The sequence below is a fragment of the Variovorax sp. P4_B11 genome (assembly GCF_056402355.1).
On sequence record NZ_JBFUHO010000071.1, the window covers coordinates 1 to 18,627 of the forward strand.

Below are 18,627 nucleotides of genomic sequence, written 5' to 3' on the forward strand. Positions count from 1 at the left end.
GTCCTGCTCGCCGCGCTCGTCCTGCTCGCCGCGCTCGACGATGAGGTCGTAGGTGTCCTGGCTGGCGAGGATGTGGTCCGCACCGTAGGCGCTGGCCCCGAGCACGCGCACCGCGTGGTAGTGGGTCAGCACCACGTACTTGATCGGCTTGTCGGTCACTTCGCGGATGCGACGGATGACATCGGCGGCCATCGCCGGCGTGGCTTGCGTGTCTGCGACCAGCACGCAGTCGTCGCCGATGACGATCCCGGTGTTGGGGTCGCCCTCGGCCGTGTAGGCCCAGGCGTGCTCCGAAATCTGGCTGAAGGTGATCTTCTTTTCTTCGAGGTCGGCTTGGCTGGCAAATTTCTTGGTTTGGGTCATGGGGTACTCCTTGTGTGGAAAGTTGAAACGTTCAGTGCGAGCCGAGGTAGGCCGCCTTGACCTTGGGGTCGTTGAGGAGCGCGCGCCCTGTGCCCTCCAAGGTGATGTGTCCTGTTTCGAGCACGTAGGCCCGGTCGGCCACGCCGAGCGCCTGCTTGGCCATCTGCTCAACCAAGAGGATGGTCAAGCCCGATTCGCGCAGTTGGCGAATGGCGTTGAAGATGTCCTTGATGATCAGGGGCGCCAGGCCGAGCGAGGGCTCGTCGAGCAACAACAGCCGCGGCTCGCTCATCAGTGCGCGCGCAATGGCCAGCATCTGCTGCTCACCGCCGGACAAGGTCCCGGACAACTGGTCCTGACGTTCACGCAGCCGAGGAAACCGCTTGAATTCGCGTTCGATGGCAGCTGCCGTGGCGGCAAGGTCTTTCTTGCGCGAATAGCCGCCGAGCATCAGGTTCTCTCGCACCGTCTGATCGGCGAACACGCCACGACCTTCCGGTGACATTGCCACGCCAAGGCCCACACGTTGATGCGATGGGACGTTCGTGATGTCCTTGCCGTCGAGCAGGATGCGCCCTTCGGTGACAGGCTCCAACCCGCAGATGCTCTTGAGCAAGGTGCTCTTTCCCGCTCCATTGGCGCCGATGATGGTCACCACTTCGCCCTTGCGCACTTCAATGCTCACGCCCTTGACGGCCTGAATCGCACCGTAGGCAACCTTGACTGATTCGAGTTTCAGCATGTTTGACTTTCCGGTTCAGGCGGCGAGCGCTTCTTCGGGCTCGTCGACGCCAAGATAGGCCTCGATGACGCGGGGATTGGCCTGCACCTCTGCGGGCTTGCCCTCAGCGATCTTGATGCCGTAGTCGAGCACGATGACGTGGTCCGATACCGACATCACGAGGTCCATGTGATGCTCCACCATCAGGATGCTCACCCCGCATTTCCCGATTCGAAGCAGCAGTTGTCCGAGCTCGGCGGTCTCCTGCGGATTGAGGCCGGCGGCCGGCTCGTCCAGCAGGAGAAGCTGTGGCTCGGTGGCGAGCGCTCGTGCCAGTTCGACGCGGCGTTGCAGACCATAGGACAAGCTGCCGGCGGGGTGATGCGCCAGGTGCAACAGGTCCACCAGTTCGAGCAACTGGAGCGCGCGGGCACGCGTCGCCGCTTCCTGCTTCCTTGCACTGGGCAGCGAGATCAACGAGGCGAAAAATCCGTTCGTCATACGGCTGTGACGGCCCAGCATCACGTTGTCGAGCACTGAAAGGTCGGCGAACAAACGCAGGTTCTGGAAGGTCCGCCCCATGCCCATGCAGCAGATCTGATGTACGGGACGACCCGACACCTCCTGACCCAGGAACTGGATCGAACCCTCGGTCGGATCGATCAGGCCGGTCAGCATGTTGATCATCGTGCTCTTGCCCGCCCCGTTCGGCCCGATCAACGCGTGGATGTGGCCGCGCTGGAGCTTGAAAGACACGTCCTGAGCCGGTTTCACCCCGCCAAAGTTCTTGGTGACGCCTCGGACAACGAGCAGTTCGCCGCTTCCCTCAGGGCCGATACGCGTGGACCCAACTGCCGCGCTCGAAGGTTCGGGAGCAGCTTCGGACTTACGGAACCATTTCGCGAACAGGCCGACGACCCCACCCGGCATCACGTAGAGCGCGAAGAGCAGCAGGAAGCCGTAGAGGAAATGCTGCGCCGAGGGCCAGCGCGCCAATGCCGCATCGATCACGGTGAGGATCACGGTGCCGACCAACGGCCCGTACTGCGAGCCGGCGCCGCCGAAGAGCACCAGCAGCAGGATGAAAATCGACAAGTTGAAGGTGATGAAGTCGGAGTTGATGTACTGGTTCTGTTGGGCCACCAGTGCGCCTGCGATCCCGCAGGTGACCGCTGCGACGACAAATGCGATCACCTTGGCTCGATAGACGCGAACACCGACCGACGACGATGCGATCTCGTCCGCCTGCAGTGACTGCAACGCTCGGCCGAAGCGCCCCTGCAACAGGTTGCGCAACAGCAGGTGGGTGACCGCGCAAAGCACAATGGCGAACCATACCCACTGTTCCGAGGTCAAGGGCTGGCCGTTCCAGGTCAAGGCCCTGATGCCATAGATCCCCTGGGCGCCGCCGAACACGTCGGTCCATTCGCCAACCAGCTTCTCGACGACGATGCCGAATGCCAGCGTCACCATCGCCAGGTACGGCCCCTTCACTCGCAGCGACGGCAAGGCGATCAGGACGCCGCAGACGCCAGAGATCGCGGCGGCCACGACCAAGGCAAGCCAGGGGTTCATCTCGGTCCGGGTCGTCAACAACGCCACCGCATAGGCGCCTGCGGCGAAGAGACCCGCCTGACCGAGCGACTTCTGGCCGGCGTAGCCGACCAGCACGTTCATGCCGGCGGCGCAGAGGTAGTAGACGCACATCATGAAGACGATGCGCAGGTAGTAGTCGTTGCCGAACAGCGACGTGATGCCGACCAGCGCGCCGGCAACGAGCACGACGCCCAGGGGATGTTGACCGCGCTTCATACCTTCTCCACCAGCCTCTTGCCAAACAAACCAGTCGGGCGGAATGCGAGGACCAGGATCACCAGTCCGAACACCGCCACCTCCCGCCACTGCGCCTGCCACAGGTTCACCAGCGACTCGAAGACACCCAGCACGAAGCCGCCGATGACGCAGCCTCGCGGATTGCTCAGGCCGCCGATCATTGCACCCGAGAAGCCCTTGAGGCCGACCGTCAGACCCATGAAGAGGGAAGCCTGCGCGATCGGCGCCAGGAGAAAGCCGGACAGTCCAGCCAAAGCCGAACTGACAACGAAGGCGCCGATCATCACGGCGTTGGTATTGATGCCCATCAGGCTGGCAACGTTGCCGTTGGCCGCAACGGCACGCATCGCCTTGCCCACCATCGTGCGGTTCATCACCCAGTCGAACGCGATCATGATGACCACTGCCACCGCGAGCGTCAGCAGTTCTTGCGGACGAACCCCGACGCCGAGCAGGCGGATGACCGAATCCCCCACGGGTCCCGGCACCACGACCGGCTTGGGTCCCCAGATGGCCAGACCGATGCTCTGAAGAATGACTCCGAATCCCAGGGTACTCATGACCCATGCCATGCCGGGCCGCCCCGCAAAGGGCCGGACGCCGATCACGTACAGCAACCAGCCGAGAAGGCCCATGACACCCAGTGCCGCGAAAAGCGCGAACAGTTGAGCACCGGCCCCCGGCAGCGCCTCGCCGAAGGTGGTCGAAGTCACCGGAACGCCCAGGACCAGGAAGAGCGCGCTCATGCCGATGAAGGCGCCCGCCGACACAAACTCTCCATGGGAAAAGTTGAGGGTCTTGGTAGTGGTGAATGTGATGCTGAATCCCAGCGCCACGAGCGCGTAGGCACCGCCCACGGCCAACCCGCTGATGATCGCCTGCAAGAGCGCTTCTGCCATTTTGTGTCTCCTGGTCGCGCCCGAGGCCGCCATCAGCCCCGGGCCCGTCTTCGAACCGTTATTGCTTGAAGTCCGCGGGGGCGAACGAGCCGATCATCGCGTCGTTGTAAGGCATCAGCTTGCCGTCCTTCCAGCGGATCCAGACCAGGTCCTTGGCGGTAAGCGCCTCATGGTTGGTCTTGCTGAAGGGCTTGTCGTAGGTCTTGAGCATGCCCTGCACCGGCGTCTTCAGGTCCTCGAGTGCCAAGCGAACCGGGGAGCCGTCCGTGGTCTTGGCTTGCTTGACGGCTTCCGCGTAGATCAGGACCGAGTCGTAGCCGTGCAGCGCGAACGAGAACGATCCCGGCGCCTTCAACTTGGAGCCGACGCGGTCGAACAGCTTCTGCTGGGCGGGGGTGCGCGTCTCGCTGACGGTGCGCATGAAGATCGGCTTCTCGGCGAGCGCCTTGCCCGCTGCATCGTAGAAGGTGATGTTGTCCGCGGCCCACGAGCTCAGCGTCAGCGGGAAGTAGTTGATCTTCTCCATGCTCCGGACGAGTTGCGCGATCGGAGTGCCTTGCGCCCAGACGACCACCGTGTCCACGCCGGCGGCCTTCATCTTGCTCAACTGAGACGTCATATCGGTGTCGCCGACGCCGAAGCGTTCGGTCGCAGCGATCTTGATGTCCTGGAGCTTGGCGATCTCCTCCATGTCTTTCAGGCCGCCTTGGCCGTAGCCCGTGGTCTCTGCCATGAGGCCAACCACCTTCGAAGTGGCGGCATTCTTCTTGACGTAGGCCATCAGGGCGGCGATCTGCTCGCGGTCGACCATCGACACGCGGAACATGTAGTTGTCCGCGCCCGGGCTCATGGGCTTGGTGATGTCCGTGCCCGAGCCGACATTGCCGATCACGGGAATCTTCTTCTGGTTGGCGATATGCTTCCAGGCCATCGCGTTGCCCGAGTTCGTCGGCCCGAACACGGCGGCGACCTTCTCGTTGTCGATCAGGTCGCTCATGTTCTGGATCGACTTCGGGGGGGCAGAGGTGTCATCCCGAGTCACGAGCGACAACTTCTTTCCAAGCACGCCGCCAGCAGCATTGATGTCGGCAATCGCCGCCTCCATGCCCAGCACTGCCGCCTGGCCGCTTTGTGCCGACGGAGAGGCGGACAGATCGCCGTTGTAGCCCAACTTGATGTCTTGCGCACTTGCCGCTGTGGCGGCAACAAGGCTGGCGGCAAGAACGGCCTGCTTCAGGAACGTAGGAATGCTCATGGCTGTCTCCAATTTTTTGAACTCATCGAGTTCAGGGTTGAAACTAGGAAGGAAGGAATCCTGCGAATCAGGAAGCGAGGAAGCCGCCGTCGACGGGAAGCGTCACGCCCGTCACGTAGGTGGCCATGCTCGAGGCAAGGAAGACCACGGGGCCGACCAGTTCCTCGGGTTGCCCGACGCGCGCCATTGGCGTGCGCAGCATGAACTTGTCGAGGCGCTCCGGCGCCTCTCGCGTGTAGGAGGTCATGGGCGTCTCGATGACGCCTGGCGCAATCGCGTTGACACGGACGCCGTCTTTCGCCAGTTCAACAGCGAGGGCTTGCGTCATCAGCTTGACCGCACCCTTGGACGGGGAGTAGCCCACGACATTGGGAATTCCCGTACTCGACGCGATGGACCCCACGTTGATGATCACGCCCTTGGTGGCTTTCAGTGCGCCCAACCACGCATGCGTTGGAAGGAAGGTGCCCATCACGTTCACATTCAACGTGCGCTCGAGGTTCGAGGCGACTTTCGGACTGTCCAGTCCTTCGCGGATGATGATGCCCGCGTTGTTCACGAGGATGTCGATGTTGCCAACCTCGCTCGTCACCCTGGCGGCGAGCGCTTGACAGGCATCTTGCGAGGTCACGTCGAGCTTGTACGCAACCGCCTTTCCGCCCGCGGCGTTGATTTCCGCTGCAACGGCCTTGGCGTTTTCTTCGTTCAAGTCCGTGACGACGATGCTCGCCCCGGCTTTGGCCAGGCCTTTGGCGATGGCCTTGCCATTGCCCTGCCCTGCGCCAGTCACCAGCGCGATGCGTCCGCCGAGAACTTCGGGCGCCATGAGTTCGGAGATTTCCATTTGTCTGTCCTACTTTGTTTGTCAGGAGATCAGGCTGCATGCGCGCGCTGGCGCGGATTGGCCAACTGAACGACCTCGGCGGCGGGTCGAGCTGTCTTCTGCGCGAGTGCTTGACCCACGACGTAGCCGAAGGTCAGCGCCGGGCCGAGCGTGATGCCCGCTCCGGGGTAGTTGCCACCCATGATGCTGGCGGCGTCGTTGCCGATGGCATACAGGCCCTTGACCGGTTGACGGTCCTTCGTCAGGACTTGGCAAGACTCATCCGTTGAGAGACCTGCAAACGTTCCGATCTCGCCGACGACGATCTTGATGGCGTAGTAGGGCCCTTGACGGATCGGCGCCATGCAGGGATTCGGCGTCACCATCGAGTCGCCTTGGTAGCGGTTGTAGGACGTACTGCCCTTGGCGAACTTGGTGTCGACGCCGGACGAAGCATCCCGATTGAAGGTCTCGACTTCTTCCTGCAGAGCGGCGTAAGGAACGCCAATTGCCTTGGCCAGTTCCTGAAGACTCTTGCCCTTCTTGAGATAGCCGTTCTTCAGATGCTTGCCGATGGGCAACGGAAACGGAGCCACCGCGCCCAACCCGTATTCGCGGAGATGTTTGTGATCGCAGATCAGCCAGCAAGTCACTTCGGAGGTACCCGCGCACGCCTTGACGAGGTCCTGAATGAAGTCGTGGTACGAAAGAGCTTCGTTGGTGAAGCGCCGACCGCGCTGGGTCACGGCGATCACGCCAGGCTTCGCCCGGTCGATGAAGTGCGGCATGACGCCCTCGGAGCCATCCTTGCGCTTCGTCACGGACGTGGGGCACCAAGCGGCCGCGTTGGGAATCGTGGGGTCGACCCAGCCCCCGACGGATTCACCCAGACGCAGACCATCGCCGGTATTCAGCGCGGGCGAAGGAGTGAAGTGTTCACGGCCGGTCGGCGCATGAGGAAACAGTTGCTTGCGACGCTCGACGTCGAACGGGAAGCCACCGCAGGCCAGCACAACGCCGCGGCGCACTCGAATGTCAACAGGCGTGCCGTCGCGCACGACCGTTGCTCCGACCACCGCATCGCCTTCAACGATGAGCTTCTTCACCGGCGAGTTCAGCCACACGGGAACGTCGAGGTCCATCGCCGCCTTGGCGAGTCGACCCGCCAACGCATTGCCGTTGGTCAGCGTCATGCCGCGGCCATGCCTCGCCACATCGAGCAAATGTCCGCCGAATCGCTTGGCGACGTACCAGAAGGACTCGAGCGACTTGAAGGCGCGCAGGAAGTGCCACAGCTCCTTGCCGGAGCCAAGCATCATGCCGAACACGGTCAGCTCGGGCACAGGCGGAGCCAGTTGGGCGATACGACTGCCGAGTTCTCGCCCGTCGAACGGGCGGGTCACCATCGAACGGCCGCCAGGCTGGCCGCCGGGAGCTTCCGCGTGATAGTCGGGGAACACCGGCGGCATGTCGAACTGCACGCAAGTGTTCTCGGCGAAGAAGTCGATGGCTTTCGGACCGTTCTCGATGAAGGCATCGACGCGGGCTGCGTCGAAATGGGTAGTGGCCTCGTGCTGGAGGTATGTGCGAGCGGCGCCCGGCGGTTCGTTGATGCCCTGCTCCTTGGCGAGCTTGGTGCCAGGAATCCACAGCCATCCGCCGGAACGTGCGGTGGTGCCGCCATAGACCGGTGCCTTGTCGACAACCAGCACCTTGAGACCCTGGAAGGCAGCGGTGACCGCCGCCGACATGCCCGACGCGCCAGTGCCGACCACCAGCACGTCGTACTCCGTTTCCTGCTTGCTCATTGACCATCACTCCTTGAGTTAGGGGCCTCATCTGCCGACCCGATGACGTTAGTATGGTGCTAACGCATCTTTCCTATACTAATGGTTTACCCTAGGCTAATGGAGTTGTTAGAATCAAACCGTTAGGAGACCGTCATGAGCGCACTTGAAAACGAAAGCGGCGAATCGAACTTCGAGAAGGAACGCAGGGGCATCCAGTCCATCGAGGCGGGCGGCCAATTGCTTCTTGCGCTGGGTGCTCACGGTCGTCCCATGCCCTTGAGGGAGCTCGCCAAGGCCGCTGACATGGCGCCCGGAAAGGCCCACCCCTACCTGGTGAGCTTCTCCAAGCTAGGGTTGGTCACTCAGGAGTCATCGACGGGCTACTACTGGCTAGGTCCGACCGCCATGCAGCTTGGCCTCGTGACGCTTCGGATGCTCAATCCGGTTCGCGAGGCCACGCCCTTTGCGGAGGACCTGGCGAGGGAAACCGGACACAGCGTTGCGCTGTCGGTCTGGGGCAATCAAGGGCCGACGATCGTGTATCTCTTCGACGCGATCTATCCGCTCCACACCAACATCCGAACGGGAACCGTCATGTCACTGGCGGGCACGGCAACGGGCCGCCTGTTCGCGGCCTATCTGCCCGCCAAGCTGATCGAGGAATCGCTGCTCGAGGATGAGCGGCGACTGGGACCGGACATCGCCAAGCCTATCGACGCGACCGATCTGCAAGGCATGCTGAACGAGGTGCGCAAGCACGGCGTGTCTCGCTCGATCAACAACCCCACACCCGGTGTTTGCTCCTTCGCCGCACCCGTCTTCGACTATTCCGGAAACATCGTTCTGGGGGTCACGCTGATGGGGCGGTCGCGATCTTTTGATACGGACTGGACCGGCGCGCAAGCGAAGGCAGTGAAGGCATGCGGCGTCGAGATTTCCAAGCGGCTCGGGCATCAGCCTTTGCGCACAAGTTGAACTTCTGTCCGTCGACACCACTCCTCGCAATCCGTCTCGCTGCTGCGCCAGCGCATGCTCGACGAAGGCAGCTCCGCAAGCGATTGCGGTCTTCCCTAGTCGATGTGGGAACACACGCTGTGGCGCGGATTGCTGTCCTTCAGATGCAGGGGAGATCTCGGCCAGACGACCGGTTGAATCCGCAACCCAAAAGCCGACACTCGGTCCGAGATTGTCCAAAGACACCAGCCAGTCTGGAGCGCACCTTCAGGGCCGTCGTGAAAGCTCGGCGAACGGAATCTGTGGTCGATGTCATTGGAGGTCCTCGCGCGAATTGATCAAGCTGAGCCAACAATTCGGGGCCTTGCCCGTTCGGCTCTTCGGCTCAGAGGTTCTTTGCGTAGAACGGGGTCAGCTTGCCCACCACGGCTTCCACATACTTCGGAACCCAGTAGGTCTCGATGTGCGTGGCGCCTTCGACCTTGAACAATTCCTTGTTCTTCGCACCCGTCGCCCTCGCAAACGCTTCCTCGGTCATGTAGAGGCTGTCAGCCTTGCTGCCGGCAATCATCAGCAGCGGCTGCTCGATCAACTCGATCTGGTCGGTGGCGTCCCAACGCATCAGGTCCAGCAGGCTGCTCATGGTGTACTTGAAGGTGGAGCCAGGATGGGCGTGCGTCCTCCAGTAGTATTCGTAGCCCTGCCGATACATCTGAAAAGGCAGCGCGGCGATCTGCGCGTCGGTCATATCGGCATCGCCTGCATAGAGAATCCTGCCCCCAGCCACTTGCTGGGCGCGCGCGTCCGAAGCCTGCTTCAGGCGTTTCTGGATCGTGGCAAGTTGAGAATCGGCAAAGCCATTGCGACGAACACGACCGGAGTTGAACATGCTGAGCGTCGCGACCGACTTGAAACGCTTGTCGGACTTCGCCGCGGACAGCGCGTAGCCACCGCCGCCACAGATGCCGAGCAGCCCCAGACGCTCGGCGTCGACGCCCGGGTAGCCGGTGATGAAGTCCGCCATTCCGTGGATGTCCTCGATGCGGTTCGCAGGCGTGTCCACCGAGCGCGGCTGCCCACCACTTCCGCCTTGGTAGGCCGCATCAGCGGCAATCGTGATGTAGCCCTGCTCCGCCAGCCGTTGCGCATACAGGCCGGCAGTCTGCTCCTTCACCCCACCGTTCGGGTGCGCAACGACGACTGCAGCGTACTTCTTCTTCGGATCGAAGTTCGCAGGGGTGTAGACGTTGGCGACGATGTCCAGGCCGTTGAGCCTGTACTTCACCGGGTGGATGTTGACCTTGCCTGGCTCGTTGGCGGTGATGGCACCGCCATACACCAGCGTGAAGGAATTCTTCCTGTCGTCGGCTGCGACTGCGGGCTTGGGCAGAGTCATGGCAGGAACTCCAATGGTTGCGGAGAGAACGAGCGCGGAAGTTCCAAGGAATTCGCGCCTCTTTTCATTGACAGCTTCATGGTTCATTTGGATTCTTCTTGAGTTGCCCCGCCGCACCGCGCGGCAGGACACAAGGGTCAATCGAGCTTCTTCTCGGCGAGAAACGTCGACACCAGGTCGGCGATCTGGACGTTGTTCAAGTCGGACATCAGGAAATGCGTGTTGCCGCGAATGCCAATTTCCGGGAGGTGCACCAGGCGAGCGTCGCCGCCATGCTTGTTGATGGCATCCACCCAGAGGCGAGCCATTGCGAGACGCACGCGCCAGTTGTCCTGGCCGCGCTCCGTGGTCGGCGCGACCGGGAAGTTGTCGCCGTAGTAGATGACGATGGGAATGCGGGTGAGTCTCTGAAACTCCGCCAACGACACGGCCTCGGGCGACAGCGTGCCGGCAGCACTGGGCATCGCCGGTGGTAATTCCCCTTGCGGGAAGATGAAGCCGCTGCCAGGCTCAAACGCGACGATGGCCTTGACGTTCGGGCTCTTGATCGCCGTCAGCCAGCCCGGTCCACCACCCTGGGAGTGGGTGAACAAGATCGCAGGGCCAGTCTGGGCGAACAGGGCCGACATGGCCTCAGAAATCATGGCGGCGTCGTAGGGCCCGGTGTTGGGCGTCACCGAGCGGAAGAACTGGTCCAGCGTCTCCGGCTTGCGGTCAAACTGCACGTTGTCGAAGTAGCTTGGCCACTTGCCGATCCGGAATTGATCGAAGAAGAGCTGGTCGTTGGGTATCGGCTCGGTCGTTGCGGCGACAGTGCTATTGCCGGCGCGCCCGCGGCGCGGCTGGTCGACCAGATAAACCGGGAAGCCTCGGCGCAGGAACAAGGTCTGGAAACCCTCCCGACCGTCCGACGTCGTCTCCCAACTGCGCGCCGATTGGAAGGCGCCATGCAACATCACGATGGGCAAGGCCCTTGGCTTCTGCGGGACCTGATAGAAGGCGTAGAGATGGTCGCCGTGGAAGCTCTGCCCCGCAGCCGTCGGCTTGTTGTTGTCGTAGTTGCCAGGGGTCTTCTGCACCGTGCCGCCTACAGCGAAGCTCCCTTGGGCTTGGATCATCAAAGGACCAGAGGCGCTGCTGGGACGCGTCGCACAGCCGGTCATCAGGCTCGCCATGGCAATGGCTGCGGTCAACAGGGTTCGGGTGAAGTTCATGCTCAACTTTTCGATGCAGCGGCCACGGCCTGTGTGAGTGCGTCGTTCGCGCGCCCGGCGACTTCTGGGTTGACCGCGTCGGCCAGCGCATGTGTCAGCTGCCGCAACTGCGCGGCACTCAAGCCCACGCGCAGACTGGCCCGCATATGGGAGCGCAACTGCGCCTCGGCGCCCGGGGTGGCGGCAAGCGCCCCGACCGTGGCCAGCTCGCGGCTCTGCCAGTCGAGGTTGTCGCGCTCGAAGATGTCACCGAACAAATGAGCCTGCAGGAACTGGTTGATGACGGGCGCGAAGTCAAGCACAGCGCCTTGAACCGGCCCACCGGAAATCTCGGTCTGATTCGCCTTGCCTACCGCGACCAGTTCGTGGCCGGTGGCAACGGGCCGACTGGGCTCGCGACCGGGTGGGTCCTGGACACCACGTCGCTTGCGTGCCTCCACGACCTTCAGCAACTCGCCGAGCGCGTTGAGGCTTCTCGGGAAACCCGCGTAGGCATAGAGCTGCACCAGAACTTCCTTCGCCTCGCTGACGGTCATTCCCGCATCCAGCCCCTGATTCAGAGCGGCGTTCAGCTTGGGCATGTCGCTGGTCGCCATGAAGGCCGCAATCAGCGGAATGGCCCGCTGCCTGGCGGTCAGAACTTCGGACGCGGGTTGTTGTGCACGTCTCACGATTTGCGGTTTCTCGCTGGTCTGGGCTGCGAGACCGGTGCTGGTCAAAGCGGCTTGGTAGTCCTGGTCGCTGACCTTGTCCTGCCAGGTCACCGAGACGCCATCCTCCTTCTCGGCAATGGCGACGTGGATCATCGTGCCGTCTGCACCCGCGCCATGCCAATGGCGCACATTGGCGGGAATGGTGACGACATCGCCAGGGCGGATGACCTGAGCCGGCTGACCTTGCTGCTGCACCAGGCCCATCCCGGCCGTCACGATCAGCGTCTGTCCCAGGGGATGGGTGTGCCATGCCGTCCGGGCGCGGGCGGCGAAGGTCACCGTCGCGCCGCCAGCTTGACCGGGCGACTGTGCCTGGAATGGCGAGCGAATGCGCACGGTGCCAGTAAAGGTCTCGGCAGACCCCGTGGTGACCGGCTGCGAAGATGCGGAGCGCACCTCCACGACCGGCGGGGGCGGGGCCGCATTGACTCCAGAGGACTGCGCTGCTGCAACTGTTGCTGCGCCGCTCAGCGCGATGCAAAGCAGTGATTTCACGAAAGCGCCTCCTGTTGCTGGGCATAACGGCTACGGTGCGGCAGGACGATGAAGACCCAGGACACCAGCAACGCCAAGCCGAGCAACAAGGCGCCGACGTCCATGACCGCCACGATCCGGTGAGCGAGGGCCGCGCTGTCTTGTGCGCCTGCGGGTGCGGCGCTGGCGAAGACAAGCACCAGCAAGCCGAGCCCCAAGGCTCCACCCAGCTGGTGCGCAACGTTGACCAAGCCCGACGCGGCGCCGGCGTCCTCACGAGCGACACCCGCCACACCGGCCGCGGTCAGCGGGCCCAGCAGCAGGCCCTGGCCCAGGCCGATGAGAATCATGGGCAGTGCGACATCCATCCAATAGCTCGATTGGGAATCGGCTTGGCCAAGCCAGAGCAAGCCGACGACGCCGAGCAGCAGGCCCGCGAGCAGCAGTCTTTCGTTGCCGAAGCGTCGAGCCAGCTTCGGCACAGACATCGCGGATGCGAAGTTGGGCAGCGTGACTGGCAGGAAGGCCAGGCCCGCCTGCATGGGGCGCAGATGGAGTACGCCCTGCAGGAACTGCGTGGAAAAGAACCAGAAGCCCACCGCGCCACCGAGGAAGAGCATGCGAGCCATATATGCGCCCGCTCGTTCGCGGCTGGCCAGCAGGCGCAACGGCAAGATGGGCTGGCTGACGCGACGCTCGATCCAAACGAAGGCGGCGGTCATCAGCACGCCGCCGACCAGGGCGGCCTGCGCGAGGGCATCGTGCCAGCCGGCGTCGGCCGCACGCACCAGGCCGTAGACCAGTGCCGTCATTCCAAGGGTCGAACTGACCGCACCGCCCAAGTCGAACAGGCCCGGATGCCTCGGCGTCTCTGCGATGTGCCGCTTGGCGGCCACGATCAGCAGCAAGCCAATGGGCAGGTTGATGAAGAAGCCGGCGCGCCAGGACACCAGATCGGCGAACAAGCCGCCCAGCACCAGACCCAGCGAAGCACCCGCACCGGCCGCAGCGGCATACATGGAGAGCGCACGGGTGCGCGCCGGGCCTTCGGCGAAGTGAGTGGAAAGCAAAGCCAGCGTCGACGGTGCCAGCACGGCGGCGCCGGCGCCCTGGATGGCGCGGGCTGTCAGCAGCCAGCTCGCCGACGGTGCGAAGCCAATCGCTACCGAAGCCGTGGTGAACAGCGAAAGCCCCGCGATGAACATTCGCCGCCGGCCCAGAATGTCGCCGGCTCGTGCCCCCAGCAGCAGCAGGCCGCCAAAGGCCAGGGTGTAGGCATTGGTCACCCAGGACAGCTGAGCCGCACTGAAGCCGAGGCTGGCCTGGATGCGGGGTAGGCCGGTGATGACGATGGAGATGTCCACCACGATCATCAGGTAGCTGGCCACGATGATGGCCAGCACAGTACCGGCGCTTCGCGTCGGCGTCTTGGGTTCGGAGATGTTCATGGCGTTCGCTCAGATGTCCAGCTTGCGTTCGGACATCCACTTGACGATGGCCGGGTCGCGGTGCGAGAAGAAGCTGCTCGTGTTGGTGTCGAGCGCCGCGATGCGAGCCATGTCAGCGTCGTCGAGTTCGAAGTCGAAGACGGCGATGTTCTCGGCCATGCGCTCCTTGCGCACCGACTTCGCCAGGGCCACGATCCCCCTCTGCATCAGCCAGCGCAGCACGACCTGCCCGACCGATTTGCCGTGGCGCGTGGCGATGGCCAGCAGCGCTTCGTTCTGGAAGAGCCCGTTGCGCCCCTCCGCAAAGGGTGCCCAGGCTTCGGCCTGCACGCCGATCTCCTTCATGAAAGAAGCGCTCTCCAGCTGTTGCTGGAAGGGGTTCACCTCCACCTGGTTGACGGCCGGCGCAATCTCGTTGAACGCCTTGATGTCCATCAGGCGGTCCGGCTGGAAGTTGCTGACGCCGATAGCGCGGAGCTTACCGGCGCGGTAGGCGTCCTCCATCGCGCGCCAGGAGCCGTGGACGTCGCCAAAGGGCTGGTGGATCAGGTAGAGGTCCAGGTAGTCGAGCTGCAGCCGGCGCAGGGTCTTCTCGATGGCTTGCTGGGTGCGTTCGTAGCCCGTCTCCTGAACCCAGAGCTTGCTGGTCAGGAAGAGCTGTTCGCGCGGGACGCCGCTGGCCCGCAGGCCTTTGCCAACCGCCTCCTCGTTCATGTAAGAGGCGGCGGTGTCGATCAGCCGATAGCCGGTTTCGATGGCGTCGACGACGCTGCGCTGGCACTCGGCGGCATCCGCAATCTGGAAGACGCCGTAGCCGAGGATGGGCATCTCAAGGCCGTTGTTCAGGGTGACGTGTTGCATGAGGTGGTCCTCTCGGTCGTTCGTTGGTATGAACTCTAGGCAACGCACTCTCATCTGAATAGTGATAGGAAGGTTGATTTATTGGCATCAAAATGATGACAATCCATTCGAAGGAGGCCTGCATGGCGATCAACGAGCTTCGATCCATCACGACCTTCATCAAGGCGGCCGAGCTGGGCAGCCTGCGCAAGGCGGCGCTGGAGCTGGGCATCAGCCCCCAGGCGGCGAGCAAGGCGCTGGCCCAGCTGGAAGAGCATCTGGACGCGCGCCTGTTCCATCGCACGACGCGCATGATGTCGTTGACGGATGCGGGACAGCGTCTGCTCGAGGACGTGCAGCCGTCCGTACTCGGCATGGAGCGGGCATTGCAGAATGCCCGCACGGCCAAGGACGAGTTCGCCGGCCCACTGCGCATTGCCGGACCGCGGACCACGTTTCAGACGATTCTTTGGCGCCTGGTCGAGGAGTTCTGCGACCTGCATCCGGGTATCCAACCCGATGTCTTGCTGGAGGACCGCGTCGGGAACTGGGTGGAGGACCGCGTCGACGTGGGTTTCAGGCTGGGGCCGTCACCCCACGAAGGGGTCATCGCGCGACGGCTCTTCCCGCTGCAGTTGGTCATCTGCGGGTCGCCAGCGTACCTGAGGCGGCATGGCGTTCCAGAATCCCTGGCGGCGCTGGCCTCGCATCGATGCAGCGCTTTCCGAAATCCAGGCACTGGCAAGGTGGTTCCCTGGCACGTAAAGCTGGGAGACCAAGTCGTCGACCAGCCAGTGGTGCCCGCCATTTGCAGCAATGATGAGGTATTCGAGTTGCAGGCCGTGCTCGCTGGAAAGGTGCTGGGGCAGCTCGCAGGAGTGACCGCAGCTGCATACGTTCGTGACGGGCGACTCGTTCCCGTACTCACGGATCACATGCCGGAATACGCCAGCTACTTCGTCTACTTTGGCAGCAGAACCTCTCAGCCGGTGCGCGCCCGTGCATTCATTGACTTGGCGGTGCAACGCCTCACCGACAACCCCGAATACGTACTTGGTGAGCAGCATCTGAGGCGTAAGCATGCTCGGCAGCGCGCCCCCGCAGACAAGCAAAAGCCGTCCTCCTAGAGTCGGCCCGCGCGGTTCACCATGGCGTCGTGTCTGGCGTGCTCACGCGCGACCTGAGAGACGGGGAAGGTCGAACCTTTGTCGACGGGGTCATGAAGGCTGCCGCAGAGGGAATCGGCAACTGAAGGGGCGTCGGCGGCCCGACAACCGAAGCCGACACCGACTGAATCACCAAGTCACCCGCAGGCCCACCGAGCCCTGCACCGATGACTTCACCTGGGCTTCGCCGCCGCTGCTGAGCAATCGCCCGATCTCGCCGTAAATCGTCGTGACGGGCGTCAGCGCCAGCGAAAAGCCACCTGCCACTTCTGTCGAGGTGAAACCGCTCGCGCTGGAGATACGCGCGGCGGTGGCGGGACCGACGAAGGTCGCCACGTCGGCGCCGGAACCCGCGCGGTAGACATTGACGCGTGCATAGGGCTGCAGACGCCCGGCCGCAGTGACCATGTCGCCCTTGATGCGCACGCCGAGGCGGCCGATCCAAGCGCCCTCGGGGTCCTGTTGGACGCGTGCGCCGACGATCCACACATCGTCGAACCGTGAATTTTGATAGATCAGTTGCGCCTGCGGCTCGATGCTCCAGGACTCGGCCAGAACGAAGGACTTGCCGGCTTCGAGCGATGCCGAGACGCTGCGCGCCTTGCCTGACGTCGTCAGACCGGCGTCGGGCCGTACGGTGTAGCGATGGCTGCCCGCTTGCAGCACGGCATCGGCATACCAGCCGCCCGCATCCATCCAGGTTGCATAGCCGCCGAAGTAGCTCGATTGCAGATCGTTGTTGCCGGCCCTGCCGAAGGCGCCGGGCACGTTTCCGCTCACGTCCGCGCTTCCGTCCAGCGAACCGACGTAGGCCCCGACACGCCAGTTGTCGGTGGCCAGGAGGTCGCTTCCGGCCTGCAGCCCGCTCAAGTGGCCCTGACTGTACGGCGCGACGCTGCCGTTCTGGCGGATGTCCAGATCGGTGTAGATGGCGCGCGCCCAGGCGCCACGCTCGGGACCCGTATCGCCGACGCGGCGATGCAGGTTGCCGATCATCGCGAGATCGCCTTGCCGAACTTGCGCGGGAAGGGCAGCGAAAAGCGGCGTCTCGTTCTGATAGGCGGGTGCGACCGGGGCAGGCGCTGCTGCGCTCGCTTCGGTTTGTGCGGTCGTCGTTGTCTCAGCGGCGGCGGGTGCGGCGCTCTTGTTTGGCTCTTCTGCGTTGACCGCGGCTGGCGCGGCCACTGAAGGTGCTGACGCAGGTGCTGGTGCGGGTGCCGGTGCCGGTGCAGGTGCAGGTGCCGGTGCAGGTGCGGGTGCCGGTGCAGGTGCGGGTGCCGGTGCAGGTGCAGGTGCCGGTGCAGGTGCAGGTGCCGGTGCCGGTGCAGGTGCGGGTGCGGGTGCGGGTGCGGGTGCCGGTGCCGGTGCGGGTGCGGGTGCCGGTGCCGGTGCCGGTGCAGGTGCCGGTGCAGGTGCAGGTGCCGGTGCCGGTGCAGGTGCCGGTGCGGGTGCGGGTGCCGGTGCCGGTGCAGGTGCAGGTGCCGGTGCAGGTGCAGGTGCCGGTGCAGGTGCAGGTGCCGGTGCCGGTGCAGGTGCAGGTGCGGGTGCCGGTGCAGGTGCCGGTGCCGGTGCGGGTGCGGGTGCGGGTGCATGTTCACCGCACAGGGCGTTGCCTACGTCCTTGTCGTTGCCACAGTTCGCCGCCGAGGCGACGCCTGCAAAGGCGAGGAGTGCCAGGGCAACAGACGCTTGGAGCCCTTTCGCGCAAGCAAACCGGGGCGCGCGGCGGTCGGAACTGGGCTTGGAGACGCCCGTTGCCACCGACTTGCCGATGGCGGTTGCCAGTTCGGAGGCTACAGCCCAATGGCCTTTCGATGAATTCCAGACGACTCTGAAAACGCGATTCATGGTGTTCTTCCTCGGTTCGTTGATGCCCGCCGATGCGGAAATTGAATACTTTCGACTTTAGGTCGTAGGTATTCAATTTCAGAGGAAGAAATTCACACAACTGGTTACATCGCGACGTCCGAGCCGAAATTGAGTGCTTTAGTAACAAAAAATCACACTCCGCGGGGTGTGAGTTCGTATCGCGGATGGGGTGTGCCGCCGGATCGGATGCGCTTTAAGTAAGCAATCACTATGCTGCAATGGGCGACAGGTGCGGTGCCTGGCACCGGTCGGGTCCGATGCCTGCGAAAGCTCAGCCCAGCGAGAGGCCGCCTCGGGTTCAGTCCTGCCGAGCCTGGGCGGCGATGCGCCGGCTGAACCAGTCGTCCAGCAGTGCCTTCTCGTAGCGCAGTCGGTCGCTGGATCCATAGCGATTGACCGTCATGAGGTAGTTCAAATCGGCCACTTGTTCCTCGGCGTTCGCGATGACCCGATCGCCGCGCGTCAGCGTGTAGTGCAGATTGATGCGCGGCCAGGTGATGTCGCGCAGGACACGCACGTCGGTGCCGGCGCGGAAGCGAAACGGCTCGAACCACCCGGCCAGATCGATGTCCAGCACCTCGATGCGCAGCGCGTCGCCGGCCGGCAGGCCCTGCTCGACCAGCTGCCGCAGGTGCCGCTCGATGTCGCGCTGCACTTCAGCGCGCTGCTGCTCGGTGCCCTGGGGGTGCGAATACGCGGCATCGGTGAACCTGCCCGGATCGACGAAAACGACCGAGAGTGCGGCTGCGGCCGCCGCCGCCGATGCGCTGGCGGCGACGACGCTCGCCGCCAGCGTGGAAAGCAAGCGTCGGCGCATGGCGTCTCCTGTCGAAGGCTCAGCCTTTTTCGACACCGCGGCGCGACGCCGG

Annotated in this window: 16 protein-coding genes and 1 pseudogene; 2 read left to right on the forward strand and 15 right to left on the reverse strand. The window is 63.7% G+C overall.

Annotation, left to right across the window (positions count from 1 at the left end; genetic code table 11):
• The 7 genes from AC1DYD_RS35220 to AC1DYD_RS35250 form a co-directional block, all read right to left on the reverse strand.
• The coding region (locus AC1DYD_RS35220) for an MBL fold metallo-hydrolase (protein WP_478177372.1) at positions 1-363 on the reverse strand (363 nt) is incomplete at its 3' end.
• Between the two features lie 31 nt (positions 364-394).
• Positions 395-1,105, reverse strand: a complete 711-nt coding sequence (locus AC1DYD_RS35225; protein ID WP_478177373.1) for an ABC transporter ATP-binding protein — start codon at positions 1,103-1,105, stop codon at positions 395-397.
• 15 nt (positions 1,106-1,120) lie between these two features.
• Positions 1,121-2,896, reverse strand: a complete 1,776-nt coding sequence (locus AC1DYD_RS35230; RefSeq protein WP_478177403.1) for a branched-chain amino acid ABC transporter ATP-binding protein/permease — start codon at positions 2,894-2,896, stop codon at positions 1,121-1,123.
• Positions 2,893-3,816 (reverse strand): branched-chain amino acid ABC transporter permease, encoded by a 924-nt coding sequence (locus AC1DYD_RS35235; protein ID WP_478177374.1) that lies wholly within the window; start codon positions 3,814-3,816, stop codon positions 2,893-2,895. The genes AC1DYD_RS35230 and AC1DYD_RS35235 overlap by 4 nt, the downstream gene beginning before the upstream one ends.
• Positions 3,817-3,874: 58 nt before the next feature.
• Positions 3,875-5,071 carry an ABC transporter substrate-binding protein gene (locus AC1DYD_RS35240; protein ID WP_478177375.1) on the reverse strand — a complete coding sequence of 399 codons (1,197 nt, stop codon included), beginning with the start codon at positions 5,069-5,071 and terminating at the stop codon, positions 3,875-3,877.
• A 67-nt stretch (positions 5,072-5,138) separates the two neighbouring features.
• Positions 5,139-5,915, reverse strand: a complete 777-nt coding sequence (locus AC1DYD_RS35245; RefSeq protein WP_478177376.1) for an SDR family NAD(P)-dependent oxidoreductase — start codon at positions 5,913-5,915, stop codon at positions 5,139-5,141.
• A gap of 29 nt (positions 5,916-5,944) precedes the next feature.
• Positions 5,945-7,702, reverse strand: a complete 1,758-nt coding sequence (locus AC1DYD_RS35250) for an FAD-dependent oxidoreductase (protein WP_478177377.1) — start codon at positions 7,700-7,702, stop codon at positions 5,945-5,947.
• 135 nt (positions 7,703-7,837) lie between these two features.
• Here AC1DYD_RS35250 and AC1DYD_RS35255 point away from each other — a divergent pair, with 135 nt between their 5' ends.
• Entirely contained in the window at positions 7,838-8,659 is an 822-nt protein-coding gene (locus AC1DYD_RS35255) for an IclR family transcriptional regulator (RefSeq protein WP_478177378.1), read from the forward strand.
• A 364-nt stretch (positions 8,660-9,023) separates the two neighbouring features.
• Here the strand turns inward: AC1DYD_RS35255 and AC1DYD_RS35260 are convergent, their stop codons facing one another.
• Genes AC1DYD_RS35260 through AC1DYD_RS35280 form a run of 5 tightly spaced genes read right to left on the reverse strand, consistent with a single transcriptional unit; the run spans position 9,024 to position 14,744 of the window.
• Entirely contained in the window at positions 9,024-10,121 is a 1,098-nt protein-coding gene (locus AC1DYD_RS35260) for an alpha/beta hydrolase (protein ID WP_478177379.1), read from the reverse strand.
• A 50-nt stretch (positions 10,122-10,171) separates the two neighbouring features.
• Entirely contained in the window at positions 10,172-11,248 is a 1,077-nt protein-coding gene (locus AC1DYD_RS35265) for an alpha/beta hydrolase (RefSeq protein WP_478177380.1), read from the reverse strand.
• 2 nt (positions 11,249-11,250) lie between these two features.
• Positions 11,251-12,456, reverse strand: a complete 1,206-nt coding sequence (locus tag AC1DYD_RS35270) for a (R)-mandelonitrile lyase (RefSeq protein ID WP_478177381.1) — start codon at positions 12,454-12,456, stop codon at positions 11,251-11,253.
• On the reverse strand, positions 12,453-13,883 hold the full coding sequence (locus AC1DYD_RS35275) for an MFS transporter (protein WP_478177382.1): 1,431 nt from the start codon (positions 13,881-13,883) through the stop codon (positions 12,453-12,455). Before AC1DYD_RS35275 ends, AC1DYD_RS35270 begins: the two co-directional genes overlap by 4 nt.
• A 9-nt stretch (positions 13,884-13,892) precedes the next feature.
• Positions 13,893-14,744, reverse strand: a complete 852-nt coding sequence (locus tag AC1DYD_RS35280) for an aldo/keto reductase (protein WP_478177383.1) — start codon at positions 14,742-14,744, stop codon at positions 13,893-13,895.
• 122 nt (positions 14,745-14,866) lie between these two features.
• On the opposite strand from AC1DYD_RS35280, the gene AC1DYD_RS35285 reads away from it, so the two are divergent.
• Positions 14,867-15,850, forward strand: a complete 984-nt coding sequence (locus tag AC1DYD_RS35285) for a LysR family transcriptional regulator (protein ID WP_478177384.1) — start codon at positions 14,867-14,869, stop codon at positions 15,848-15,850.
• 168 nt (positions 15,851-16,018) lie between these two features.
• On the opposite strand, the gene AC1DYD_RS35290 is transcribed toward AC1DYD_RS35285, so the two are convergent.
• The 3 genes and pseudogenes from AC1DYD_RS35290 to AC1DYD_RS35300 all read right to left on the reverse strand — a co-directional run bounded on the left by AC1DYD_RS35290 (position 16,019) and on the right by AC1DYD_RS35300 (position 18,575).
• Positions 16,019-17,074, reverse strand: coding sequence for an autotransporter outer membrane beta-barrel domain-containing protein (locus tag AC1DYD_RS35290; RefSeq protein WP_478177404.1), 1,056 nt, complete (start codon positions 17,072-17,074; stop codon positions 16,019-16,021).
• Between the two features lie 600 nt (positions 17,075-17,674).
• Positions 17,675-17,737: pseudogene (locus AC1DYD_RS35295) on the reverse strand (ESPR-type extended signal peptide-containing protein); the annotation flags it as partial.
• Positions 17,738-18,056: 319 nt separating this feature from the next.
• Entirely contained in the window at positions 18,057-18,575 is a 519-nt protein-coding gene (locus AC1DYD_RS35300) for a DUF3016 domain-containing protein (protein ID WP_478177385.1), read from the reverse strand.
• Positions 18,576-18,627 lie beyond the last annotated feature (52 nt).